The 12,775-nt window shown below is 59.5% G+C and carries 6 protein-coding genes; all 6 read right to left on the reverse strand.

Annotated elements, in window-relative coordinates; genetic code table 11:
* Positions 1-104: 104 nt before the first annotated feature.
* Entirely contained in the window at positions 105-620 is a 516-nt protein-coding gene (locus ACVWZ0_RS17960; protein WP_253458783.1) for a type II toxin-antitoxin system YafO family toxin, read from the reverse strand.
* Positions 617-949 carry a hypothetical protein gene (locus ACVWZ0_RS17965; protein WP_253458779.1) on the reverse strand — a complete coding sequence of 111 codons (333 nt, stop codon included), beginning with the start codon at positions 947-949 and terminating at the stop codon, positions 617-619. Before ACVWZ0_RS17965 ends, ACVWZ0_RS17960 begins: the two co-directional genes overlap by 4 nt.
* Before the next feature lie 11 nt (positions 950-960).
* Positions 961-2,784: an exodeoxyribonuclease V subunit alpha gene (recD, locus tag ACVWZ0_RS17970; RefSeq protein WP_253458776.1), complete on the reverse strand. Its 1,824-nt coding sequence runs from the start codon at positions 2,782-2,784 to the stop codon at positions 961-963.
* Entirely contained in the window at positions 2,775-6,311 is a 3,537-nt protein-coding gene (recB, locus tag ACVWZ0_RS17975; RefSeq protein ID WP_253458773.1) for an exodeoxyribonuclease V subunit beta, read from the reverse strand. Before recB ends, recD begins: the two co-directional genes overlap by 10 nt.
* Positions 6,308-9,193 carry a pitrilysin gene (gene ptrA, locus ACVWZ0_RS17980; protein ID WP_253458770.1) on the reverse strand — a complete coding sequence of 962 codons (2,886 nt, stop codon included), beginning with the start codon at positions 9,191-9,193 and terminating at the stop codon, positions 6,308-6,310. Before ptrA ends, recB begins: the two co-directional genes overlap by 4 nt.
* Before the next feature lie 139 nt (positions 9,194-9,332).
* Positions 9,333-12,701 (reverse strand): exodeoxyribonuclease V subunit gamma, encoded by a 3,369-nt coding sequence (recC, locus tag ACVWZ0_RS17985; RefSeq protein WP_253458767.1) that lies wholly within the window; start codon positions 12,699-12,701, stop codon positions 9,333-9,335.
* Between the last annotated feature and the right edge of the window lie 74 nt (positions 12,702-12,775).

Raw genomic sequence — 12,775 nt, forward strand, 5'->3', positions numbered from 1 at the left:
GCTTACCTTTTGCTGGGATTTATTGCGCAGTAAGGCTCGTGCAAGTGCATAGCCTGCTGTCATGGCGGAAGGCACGGATTTACATAAGCAGGACAGGAACGGTATTATTTTTTCCAGATATGGACAGACCAGACAGAATCGTGGCCGGCAACGGGAAGAGGTTTTATGCCCATATCCGCATACCAGTTATCCGCTGTTTCCATAAAACCTTGCATAAGGTCATTTGACTGCGTCGCATAATGAGCGTTTTTTAGCAACGCCATAACCAGGGCGTCCCTGTTGCTATTAACCGCATAGATAAGATAAGTATTACTGGTCGCTTTGCGGGGAATTTTTTGCAGATCCCATGCAGCCCGAGTTCCATTCCATCCATGAACAGGTGTGAATACAACGGGCCTGACATGCACTTTCCTGATTGAACAGCTTAAAATGCCCGGAGCGGGGCTATAAGGGCGAGTGAACTGATTATCTTTACCAAAACTCAGATGGAAGCCAGGGCCTGGCCAATATATTTTGAAATCATTAAGCGCTGTTTCAAGCTCAGTCTTTCCCTGGCTTATGTCCTGTTCCATCAGATATTCATAATTCTCGCTGACATAAACATCTCCCTTTAGCGTCATGCCAGCTTAAAACCTCTCCTGCGCTTTTCTTTATTTTCATACAAATCAACGAATTGCTGAGAAATTTCCAGCGCGCGCTCTTCAGAAATGCCATGCCCGGGAGCGTGGGGAACAGCTCCTTCATAAGCACGCTTTAATGCCTGAGCTTTACTACAACGGAGATCTTCATCAGGTCTTTTCACCGAGGTATGTTCAATGGCATTTCCTGCTGCCCTAAATCTCATAACGGCCATAATTAGCCTCCTGTTGCAAATTGCCTGGTAATTATACGATTTTGCCTCAGCTAAAATCCAGCGTTCGTCAAAAGTATGCGCAAGCGTTAATGACATTTCGCCCCACTTTACCCCGCCAGCCGTTCCACCAGGCCGCTGCGGCGGCGCGTGCGCATCTTCACCGCGCTGTTCAGCACCTGATTATCCGCATACAGCGTCAGGCGTTCTCTGGCGCGGGTGATGGCGGTGTAAACCAGCTCGCGCGTCAGTACCGGCGCAAACTGATTCGGCAGCACCAGCAGCGTATGATCAAACTCCGAGCCCTGTGATTTATGCACGGTCATCGCATAGGCGGTTTCATGCGGCGGCAGGCGGCTGGGCTGCACGGCCCGAATGCTGCCGTCGGGCAGCGGGAAGAACACCTTCAGCGCGCCTTCCGCATCGTTCATCGCAATGCCGATATCACCGTTAAACAGCCCCAGCGCGCTGTCGTTGCGGGCGATCATTACCGGCCTGCCGATATACCATTTGCTGCCCGGCTGGCGCTGGATCAGCCGTTTTTTCTGCAAGGCGGCCTCAATACGCTCATTAAGTCCGAACACGCCAAACGGCCCCTCCCTCAGCGCACACAGCAGCTGAAAGCGGCCAAACGCCTCAATCACCCGGCGAGGTTCCGCCTGGTCGGCAATCTGCTCAAGATAGTCGCGATAGCCTGCCACGCTGGTGTCCAGCAGATGCTGATACTCTGCGCTGCTGCTCAGCGTAAAGCGGGTAATATCAGCAAAATCCGCGTTAAATACTTTTTCAACCTGATGGATATCGCCCGCGTTGACCGCCAGCGCCAGCTGCCCGATGCCCGATGAGGCGTCGAAACGGTAGCTTTTACGCAGCAGGCAAATGCTGTCGCGCACCGCTGGCGCCAGCTTGTTCTCCTGGCCTGCAATCTCGCAGCCGGTCAGGCGCATCAGCATTTCCGCGCGCTGGCTGCTGTAGCCGGACTCCGCGCAGCGGCAGATATCGCCGAGCACCGCGCCCGCTTCCACCGAGGCAAGCTGGTCGCGATCGCCCAGAAAGATCACCCTGGCGTGCGGCGGCAGCGCGGCGATCAGGCTCGCCATCATCGGCAAATCCACCATAGAAGCTTCATCCACCACTAACAGATCCAGATGCAGCGGATTGCCCGCGTGATAGCGCATCCGCTGGCTGCCGGGCACCGCGCCCAGCAGGCGATGCAGCGTGGTGGCCTCGGCAGGAAAACGCTGTTTTTCCGCTTCGCTGACTTCAAGCCGCTGCAACGCTTTGCCCAGGGATTCGGTCAGCCGCGCCGCCGCTTTACCCGTCGGGGCGGCCAGGCGAATACGCAGCGAGCCGGAAGAAAGCTCCAGCAGCGTCGCCAGCAGTTTGGCTACCGTGGTGGTTTTGCCCGTTCCCGGCCCGCCGGAGATCACCGCAATTTGCCGCGTGATCGCCACCGCTGCGGCGATTTTCTGCCAGTTATCCGGCTGCTCGCCAAAATGCCTGTCGAGCGCGCTGCGCAGCCGCTGTTCGTCAAAGGGCGTATGGGCTTCACGCACGATAAACTGCGCCACCTGCCCTTCCGACTGCCACATGCGATGCAGATAGAGCCGCTGCTGATGCAGTACCAGCGGCGTTGCCGTCGTGCCGTCGCCCACGGCCTGCGCCGATGACAGCAGGTGATGCCAGTCCGGCTCGCCAACGGCCTGCCACAGCTGACCGGCCAGCTCAGGATGGCGTCCGCCGAACAGCAGCGCTTCGCTGAGATGCGTCAGCGGCAGGCACACGTGCCCCTCGCCCGCTTCGGCGCTGACGCAGGCCGCAGCCAGCATCAGCGCGGGATGATCGTCGCCCGCCACCATGCGGGCGAACTGCACGTCCAACGGACGCAGCAGTCGCGCCTCACAGGCGGAGAGCAGCAGTTGCGCTATGGCCATAGTTCCTCCTGAAATTCCCCGGCAAACAGCGCGTCGAGCGACTGCACAAAAGCCGCTTCCGGGCAGGTGCGGAAGATGCCGTTTTCACGCGCCGTACCGTCCACGCCGCGCAGGAAAAGATAGATAACGCCGCCGAAGTGGCGCTGATAATCGTAGTCAGCCAGACGATGACGCAAATAGCGATGCAGCGCCAGCGTATAAAGCTGATATTGCAGATCGTAACGGTGCGCGCGCATCGCTTCCGCCATCGCTTCCGGCGTGTAGTGCTCGCCCGACTCGCCCAGCCAGTTGGATTTATAATCCAGCAGATAATATTTTCCCTGCCAGCAAAACACCAGATCGATAAAACCTTTCAGCATTCCCTGCACCTGCTGAAAGTTAAGCGGCGGGCAGCCGGCCGACAGCGGATCGTAATGGCGCACCAGCCGATCCAGCTTTTCCGCCATCAGCATTTGTTTGATGGGCAGATAAAATTGTAGCTCCACCTGACGGCTTTCCGCCGGTAGCTGGCTCAGGCTGACGCCGGTTTCATTCAGCGGCGTGGTCAGCACGTTTTCCAGCCACTGTTTCATCACCGGCAGCCAGGCAAGGTCGTGCCCCTGTCCGGCAAGCTGTTCGCTCAGCCAGGCTTCATCCACCGGCTGGGTAAAGTCGAGGTTTTCAAACAGGCCGTGCAGAAAAGTGCCCGGCGCCGCGCCGCGAGGAAAAGTATGCGGCGTCAATTGCGCAGCCTGCTGGCTTTGCGCCTCGCCCGCCGCGTCAACGTCCAGGCGCGGCAGCAGATCCAGCGTGACGGAATGGCCGTGCTGCTGTAGCCCGGAATAGCTGGTCACCCGCCACTCGTCGCGCAGCTTGCGCGCCATCGCTTTGCTGCTGAGCGCGTGTAAGGCGTGCTGCTGCGGCTGCCAGGGAGCGCTTTCCGGCGTCTCCGCCAGCACGGTTTCTACCGCCTCGTTTTGCATTGTAAGCAGCTGCTCGCGTAGCGCGGTGGCGTCAGCCGGTTCGCCCTGCTGCAACAGCCAGCCCAGCGCGCTGCGGTGCAGATCGCTGTTGCCTTCTTTTTTACGGTTGCCCTTGATCAGCGGCGCAACGCCCACGCTACAGTGATGAACGGAGCGCGTCAGCGCCACATAGAGCAGGCGCAGATCTTCGGCCAGCCGCTCCTGCTCGGCCAGCGCAAGGCTTTCCTCGTCCTCGCGCAGATCCAGCAGCGCCTGATAATTCTGTCGATCGTGATAGATGCCCGTGGCCGCTTCGCGATAGTTGGCAACAAACGGCAGCCACACCAGCGGATATTGCAGACCTTTCGATTTATGGATAGTGACGATCTGCACCAGGTGGCGATCGCTCTCCAGCCGCAGCTGCTGACTGGCCGACTGCCCGTTGGGCTGCGCTACTTCCTGCGCCAGCCAGCGCACCAATGCGTGCTCGCTGTCGAGCGACGCGGAAGCTTCCTGCAACAGCTCGCCCAGATGCAGCAGATCGGTCAGGCGGCGCTCGCCGCTTTCTGAAGCCAGCAGGTTTTCCGCAATCTGCCGGTTGACCATCAGCTCGCGCAGCATCGGCAGCACGCCCCGCTTCAGCCAGCGCTGACGATAGTGGTCGAACTCATCCACCAGCGCATCCCATTTGCGCTCGTCCTCGCTCAGATCCTGCAAGGTCGGCGCATCCAGCCCGAAGATGCTGGTAGCGAGCGCGCTGCGCAGAATGCGTTCCTGCTCCGGCGCCAGCACCGCCTGAAGCAGCCACAGCATTTCACGCGCTTCCTGGGTGGCGAACACGCTGTCGCGGTTGGAAAGGTAGACCGAAGGAATATTCAGGGCGTTGAGCGCTTCCCGTACCAGCGCGGCTTCGCTGCGGCTGCGCACCAGCACGGTGACGTCCGAAGCCTGCACCGGCCGTAGCTCGTCGCCCTTGCCGATCTGCGCCGTGCCTTGCTGTCCCGCGCTCAGCCAGCGGCAGATATCCGCCGCGCACTGGCGCGCCATAAACTGCTGATATTCCGTCACGCCCACGCCGTCGCCCGGCTGTAGCCAGAAGCGCAGCGCGGGCTGCTCCTTGCCCTCAACGGTAAAGCTCAGCGCGGCGTTGGGCGCGGCTGGCTCAACGCGAATAAAGGGAATTTCGCTGAACAGAAAGGGATCCTGCATGCGGGAAAAGAGCTGGTTAACGCTGTTAACCATCATCGGCGACGAGCGCCAGTTAGTTTCCAGCGTGTAGTGAGCGCTGACTTCCCCACGCGCTTTCATATAGGTAAAAATATCCGCGCCGCGAAAAGCGTAAATCGCCTGTTTGGGATCGCCAATCAGCAGCAGCGCGTTGTCGGGCTGCTGGCCGTAGATACCGCGGAAAATACGGTACTGCTGCGGGTCGGTATCCTGAAATTCATCAATCAGCGCGACCGGATAGCGGGTTCTGATCGCCTGCGCCAGCGCCTCGCCGCCCGGCTGCCGCAGCGCGCTGTCGAGGCGCTGTAGCAAATCGTCAAACCCCAGCAGCGCGTTCTGGCGCTTCTCTTTCTGGGTTGCCTGGCGGATTTCCTCCAGCGCGGTGGCGATCACTAAATCGCGCAGCGACAGCGGCTCGGCCAGAAAACGGTCGATCTCTTCGAACAGCGGATGCTGCGGCGGCTCGCCCTTTTTGGTTTTTTCATGCAGCACGCGCTGGCCAAAGCGTTCCAGCTCTTTGGGAAACAGATAGTCCAGCGTCTCCGCCATCGCCCACTGGTTCAGCTTGTCCAGCCAGTTAGGTAAGTGCTTACTGCTGTAGCTTCGCTTATCCACGCCCGATTGCGCTATCAGATCGTGCAAATTACCGGCCGCCAGCCAGGCCGCTTTCAGGCCGTCGATCTGCGCGATAATTTTGTCGTGACGTTCGCTAAAGGTTTCCTGCAAATCAAGCGGATATTTCAGCACCGGCGCTTCGCCGTTCAGCCAGGGCAGCAGCGTGGTCAGCAGCTGCTCCGGCCCCTGCCACATCTGGGTCATTACCCGCGCGATCGGCAGCGGCAGCGGATAGCAGTAGCGGCGCCAGAAGTCGGCGGCGGCCTGACGGCGCAGCGGAAACTCATCCTCAATCAGCTGCTGCTCAAACAGCATGCCTGACTCAAAGGCGTTCAGGTTCAGCATGCGCTGGCAGAAGCCGTGGATGGTAAAAATCCCGGCGTCGTCCATCTGGCGCTCTGCGGCCAGCAGCTGCGCGGCCGCCTGCGGCAGGTCGTCGATTTCCGTCAGCAGCTGGGCCAGCACGCCGTCAGCCGTATATCCGCGCACGCAGGCGATACGCAGCCGGTGGATGTTTTCACGGATGCGGCCGCGCAGCTCTGCGGTGGCCGCTTCGGTAAAGGTCACCACCAGGATCTCTTCAACCGACAGCGGCCGCCCGAACGACGCTTCGCCGCCCAGCCCCAGCAGCAGACGCAGGTAGAGCAGGCCGATGGTAAAGGTTTTCCCCGTGCCCGCCGAGGCTTCTATCAGCCTTTCGCCTTTCAGCGGCAGCGTCAGGGGATCGAGACGCTGGACCTTCATTTATCGCTTTGCACCGGAAAAGATTGCTGTAGCTTCGACACTTCCTGCCAGGTGGTAAAGCCCGCCGGCTTCGCATAGTCGGCCTTGTCGTGCTGGCTGCCGGAGATCTGCGACAGCAGCGTCAGGCCCTGCGGTTTGCTGACCGCATCGTGGAAAAAGGCCGCCAGCTTCTCTGGCGTCAGCGCCTGAATACGGGCAACCACTTTTTCACGTGTGTCGAAGCGGTAGTTCTGCCGGTTGAAATCTTTACTGTAGCGGCCCGCTTCTTCATCCAGCGTTTGCGGACGCTGCTTCAGCTCGTTGATCATTGCCGCCTGATACTGGGCGAAATCCTCTTTGCTCATCTCGCGCAGGCGCTTTTCCGCCGTCGGATAGAACGCCTCAAAGCGCTGCAGCAGATAAGCGGGCTGCTTAACGTTGCTTTGCAGCAGGAAGCCGATGCCCCACTGGCGACCAACCGGCATCTGGAAGGCGAATACCGCATAGCCAAGCTGCTCCTCAGTACGCAGCTGGTTATAGAACCACGGCTGCACAATCTGGCTGAGCATGGCGCTGCTGGCGATGCTGTCGAACTCTTCATAGCCGAGCGGCACGTACAGCGCGGCCAGCGCGGAATCGGTGCTGCTGCCGGCCTGTTGTAAATTGGCGTTTGCCGTTTTATCCACCGTCAGATAATCGCTGTGCCAGCTGCTCTGCCCTTCGCAGTTAAGCTGCGCTTTCAGCGTGGTCGCCAGCGCCTTGACGCTTTCCGGCGTCATATTGCCGACCACCATCAGCTCCGGCGTCGCTTTTTCCAACAGCATACTGCGGTAATTCTTCAGATCGGCCAGCGTAATACCGGCCACCAGCTTACGGCGCTCGCTGCGTTGGGTATAGGGCAGCTGCGACAGCATTTGCGCGGGCTGAATAGCCAGCTCGAAGGCCTTCCCTTTTTCGGCGGCGTCCAGACGCTCCAGATACCATGACTTCGCCTGATCCAGCTGCTGCTGCGTTGGCTGATAGCTGGCGTACTGTTTCAGCAGCGTCTGCATCAGCTCCGGCAGGTGCTGAGTAAAGCCGCTGGCGTTAAAGGTTACGCCGTCGTTTTCGCTGGTGGAGAAGCTGATGCCGCCAACCGAAGCCTGCGAGTTCAGCTCGTCCAGCGCCTGGCCTGCCAGGTAGTCATTCATGCCGAACAGTACCTGATTTTTGGCGGTACTCATCGCCTCTTTATTCCGCAGCGCCAGCGTGATGTTGGCTTTGGGATCGTCCGCGTAAAAGCGGCTTGGCATATAAAACACGCGCAGGCCCGGCTGGTTAACCAGCGTCTGCGGACGGTCAACCTGCTGCGCCGGTTTAATCAGCGTGAAATCAGACGGGATATAGGGATTCAGCACGGGCAAATCCAGCGAAATAGCCGCGCTTTCCTTCTGCCAGGCGGCAAAACGCTCCGGCGTGATGCGATCGACCTGATAAGGCGCATTAACGAAATAGGCGGTCTTATTGTGCGGCTCGTTCGGGCTGATAAACCAGATCCGGGCGTTCTGCGGCGTCATGCCGTCCAGACGCGCTTTAATCGCCTGCGGATCGTAGCGATCGGCGATATAGGACGCGACCAGCGTGTCGGTAACCGGCACGCGCAGCATGGTATCCACCAGCCATTCGATATAGTCCATGTCACGCGTGATCGACGGATAGCGGAAGTCCAGATCCAGCACGTGCGCCATTTCATCAAAATAGCGTTTGTCGATGCCTTCGTTACGCAGCTTGTTCAGATAGCTGAACACGGCGGCCACCACCCGATCGCGGTTTGCCTGCCCCCGATCGGTCAGCGAAATAGAGATGGAAAAGACGCCGCCGTTGCGATCGATAACCGGATCGGCGCCGGCATCAATAGAATCGGCCAGGCCCTGGCTTTGCAGCCAGTCGGAAAGCGTATTTTTGCTGCGATTGCCGATCAGATAGGCGATTAACGTATCGGTCTTGCTGCGAAACTGGTCGCTGTTATTGTCGATGCGAAACTCGATCCTGACCTGCTTGCGCGGCTGGGCCGGCACGTAGTGGATCACAATGCCTTTCTGCTGGTCCGTCACCACCGGCACGGTAATCGCAGGCACTGCGGCATTGTGGTTCGCCACTCTGCCAAAGGTAGTGGCCGCGATTTTTTGCAGTTCCGCCAGCGGCTTATTGCTGTAAATCACTGCTTTCATAAGGTTGGCCGAATAGTAGCGCTGATAAAAATCCTTCAGCGCATCGTGCAGCTTGCTGTCCGGTTTGTCTTTCAGCGTGTCCAGGTTGCCGCCGGAAAAAAGCGAGCTGGGATGGTCAGGATTCAGCGTTTCCGCGCCGACCTGCGCCATGCGCAAGCCGTCGCGCGAGCGCGCCATCGTCAGCTCCGCATTCACCGCATGGCGCTCGCGATCGGCATTAACCGGATCCAGCAGCGGTTCGGCGATGGCATCCGCCAGCCGATCCACCGCCGGGGCCAGCGCATCGTTTTCCACTTCCAGGTAGAAAGCCGTGCGGTAGGACGCCGTGCTGGCATTGTGGCTGCCGCCGTGCTTTTTCAGGAACTCCGCCAGATTATCCGGCTGCGGATAGCGTTTTGACCCCATCAGCAGCATATGCTCAAGATAGTGCGCCAGACCCTGCTGGTTACGCGGGTTGTCCAGCGAGCCGATGGGCAGCGTCAGCGCCGACAGGGATTTTGTCGCCTGCGGATCGGAAACCAGCAGTACCGTCATGCCGTTGTCGAGTTTGATCGCCTGATACTGGCGCGGATCTTTTTCACTTTTGCGGATAGCTTCAGGGATCGGCTGCCAGCCTGACTGTGCCTGGCTCAGCGGACTCCAGAAGGTAAAAAGCAGAAACAGCGTGGTGAACCAGACTGCATAACGACGCATTCAAACTCCTCGACAATCTAACGTGCTTTCTGCGCCCCCGAAGCGGCGACAGCTAAACGACGACCCTAAAGACTCCGCTGGCTAAGAGCGGACAGAAAAAAAAGCGAAATGGGGTTATAAAGTAACACTACAGGATGTCTCAGTTAATGTCATTCATCCGCAGCAGCGGCAGCAGCCAGACTTCGGCGTTGTGCGTGATTTGCTGTAGCGTTGCTTCATCCAGCGTGCGGAACAGCCGGGCCAGATAGGGATCGCTGCCCTCGCCTTCTATTTGCATATTGCCCTGCCAGGCCTGCAGCAGCTTATTGCGCGCTTTTGCCTGCGTCGCCTCATCGTAAGAGACCGCCGCCGCCTTTTCGTCATAGCAGGCCTCCAGCCAGGCACCGCCGGTTTTGGGCAGCAGCAGCAGCGGCGCGCACATGCCTGCTTTATAGCCTTCGATATAGCGTTCAAGCCAGCCGCTGGCCTCAATGTCGGAGAGCGGCGGGAACCACCAGCGGCTCTCTTTACGTCCGTACATGCGGCTGGCGCCGCTGCCGCCCAGCACGCAGTAGACCAGATGTTCCAGCCACAGCGCCAGCCCGTCGGTAAAGTTAAGGTGGCCTGGCCGCCAGCGCAGCAGGCCATCGTCCTGTACGGCAGGCAGCCAGCCGCTCAGCTGAAGCCCGCCAACCTGAAGATTGATTTCCTGGCTGACGGCATCCTTGCGCTGCTCGCGCACCACGCCGGCCAGTTCGGCCATATCCGCCAGCTGATCCTGCCAGAACAGTTCGCCCCAGGCGCCATACGGCAGATTGCCCGCCGCGCGATGACGATCGAACAGCGGTTCGCCCGGCTGGCCTTCAATCAGGGTATTCAGCAGCTGGGTATTGAGCTGGTAACGGCTGAGGTTATCCAGAATAAAAGGTTCCGCATCCGGCAGTTCCATGTCTTCCGCGCTGAAGCTGACGCCCAACCGCAGGCTGAAAAAGGCGCGTACCGGATGACGCCAGAAACGCAGCAGCTGGTCGAAGTTAAGCTCGGTAATATTTTCCTCCGGCAGCGGCTGCATAAATGGCGGATGCGGCACGCCGCTCGCCTTCGCTGCCGGTAGCCACTCCGCCGCATAGCTCTGATAACGCGCCTGCGGCAGAAAGTTTTCCGCCGCAAACGGCATCCTGCTGTGTAGGTGATGCAGATGCGCGATAACCCGCGCCGCGCTGGTATCCACATCGCTCTGACGGTCTTCCGGCAGACAGAAGCTTTGCCCGATATAATCCACCAGCTCGCTGACCAGCACCGAAGGGAATCGTTCCGAATTGTCCTGAATGGTGCGGCCGATATAGCTGATATAGAGCTGATGCTGAGCGGAGTTAATGGCTTCCAGAAACAGATAGCGGTCGTCGTCGCGACGGCTACGGTCGCCTTTTTTCGGCTGCTGGCTCATCAGATCGAAACCCGGCGGCGGCAGCGTGCGCGGGTAGACGCCGTCGTTCATGCCCAGCAGGCAAACCACCTTAAAGGGAATGGATCGCATCGGCATCAGCGTACAGAAGTTAACCGGGCCAGCAAGAAAGCGCTGGCTGATCCGCTCCTGATCCAGCCTGGCGCGCAGTTCGTCGCGCAGCAGCGACAGCGGGATAGCCTGCTGATATTCGGCCTGAATACCGTAGCTGATGGCCTGCTGCCACTGCTCTTCAATCAGCGCCAGCGCCGCTTCCGCCTCGGCATCGCCTTCAAAGAAATCGCCAAGCAGCTCGCGACAGAGCGGCAGCCACGCCTCCAGCGCTCTTGGCTCGCTCAGCCGCTCGCGCCAGCGACGCAGCTGCATTAACAGCTCGGCCAGGTGCCCCACCAGCTCGGCAATCAGGCCGCTGGATTCATCATAGGGCAGCACGCCCTGCCAGTGGCCGATATCGCTGTGCATGGCGTAGCCCAATAGCATTCTCGTCAGGCCGAACTGCCAGGTATGCTGTCCGGTTGGCGGCAGATCCAGCTCGCGCACCGTGTCGTCATCCAGCCCCCAACGAATGCCGCACTCGCCGACCCAGTGCCGCAGCCGCCGCAGCCCTTCTTCATCAACAGAGAAACGGCTGGCAACCGCCGGCACTTCCAACAGTGCCAGTACGCTTTCGGAGGTAAAGCGGCTGTCCGGCAGGCTCAGCAGCGCAATAAAGGCCTGCAAAGCAGGATGCGCCTGGCTGGCGCGACGGTCGGAGATGGAAAAAGGCAGCCAGCGTTCCGCAGGCGCATTGCCGAAAACCGCCTGGATAAACGGCGTGTAGGCGTCGATATCCGCCACCATCACGATAATGTCGCGCGGCGAAAGCTGCGGATCTTCCGCCATAATCGCCAATAGCCTGTCCTGCAACACTTCCACTTCGCGCTGCGGGCTGTGGCAGAGGTGAAAAGTCACCGACTGGTCGTCGGGATCCAGCACCCGCTTGCCCAGGCTGGATTCCCACTCTTCCCGCTTCAGGCCGATCACGGCATTGTCTTCCAGCTCCAGCAGATCGTGCTGTAGCGTTTGCAGCAGCGTGGTCGGTTCGATATCGACAAAGGCGTCGATTTCCCGACACTCCATCTGCGCCAGCAAAAACAGGTTGTCGCGCCCCAGCTTACCCCAGGAAGCCAGCAGCGGATTGCTCAGCTGCTGCTCGCCCGCCTCGTTAAACAGGCTGGCGGCGTCTTCTTCACGAAACAGCGCGCTTTCCCGCTGCTGTTTGTAGTGCTCGCGGCGGCGGCTTTGCAGCTTAGCCAGAAAAGCGTAATCCTGAATGTCACCCCAATAATGGCGGCACGGGTTGGTAAACAGCAGGTGGATATCGATATGCTTGCCGAGCGCCTGAAGCGCCTGGAGGTACACCGGCGGCAGCGCGGAGATGCCGCAGATAAATACGCGATCCGGCAGGTTTGGCGGCCGGGTACTGCTTTGTTCCAGCGTGGCGATAAACCGCGCGTAAAGATTGGCGCGGTGCCATTCCGGATGGCCCAGCTCGCGGTTCCAGGCAACCAGCTCCGCCCACAGCGGCGCCTGCCACTGCTGCGCTTCGCCCAGCCCTTCGATCTGCTGCCCTTTTTCCCAGCTGTTAAGCCACTCCGAGCGGTAAACCAGATACTGGTCGTAAAGATCGGCTACCCGCGACGCGAGCTGAAACAATTTGCGCTTGTCTTCATCATCGGAAAGGTAGTGGCTCAGCATAACGAATTCCGGCCGCGACAGCAGCTTCGGCAGGATAGTCATCAGCTTCCAGCTCATGCTGGCTTTGCTGAAGGCGCTCTCTTTAGGAATGCCCGGCAGAACGCGGACAAACATATCCCAGATAAAGGATGCGGGCAGCGGAAAGGCGATATTAGCCGCAATGCCGAACTGCTCGGCCAGCGACATTTGCAGCCACTGCGCCATACCGGGACTCTGCACCAGCACCACTTCGGACTGGAAAGGATCGCGCAGCGGCTGGTTTTCAATATGAAAAGCCGCCAGCGTTTTTAAAAGATCCAGCTGATTCGAGTGATAAACGGTAAACATGCCTGCTCCTGGTACGGTGTTGCGCTCTGCGTGCACACTCTACCCCGTCCGGAGGCTGTTGCAAATGCGGCTGT

This window comes from Erwinia sp. TECH1 (assembly GCF_054057575.1).

Coding starts and splice junctions, on each gene's coding strand:
- ACVWZ0_RS17960 (WP_253458783.1), bottom strand. CDS start 620: ATGACGCTAAAGGGAGATGTTTATGTCAGCGAGAATTATGAATATCTG.
- ACVWZ0_RS17965 (WP_253458779.1), bottom strand. CDS start 949: ATGTCATTAACGCTTGCGCATACTTTTGACGAACGCTGGATTTTAGCT.
- recD (WP_253458776.1), bottom strand. CDS start 2,784: ATGGCCATAGCGCAACTGCTGCTCTCCGCCTGTGAGGCGCGACTGCTG.
- recB (WP_253458773.1), bottom strand. CDS start 6,311: ATGAAGGTCCAGCGTCTCGATCCCCTGACGCTGCCGCTGAAAGGCGAA.
- ptrA (WP_253458770.1), bottom strand. CDS start 9,193: ATGCGTCGTTATGCAGTCTGGTTCACCACGCTGTTTCTGCTTTTTACC.
- recC (WP_253458767.1), bottom strand. CDS start 12,701: ATGTTTACCGTTTATCACTCGAATCAGCTGGATCTTTTAAAAACGCTG.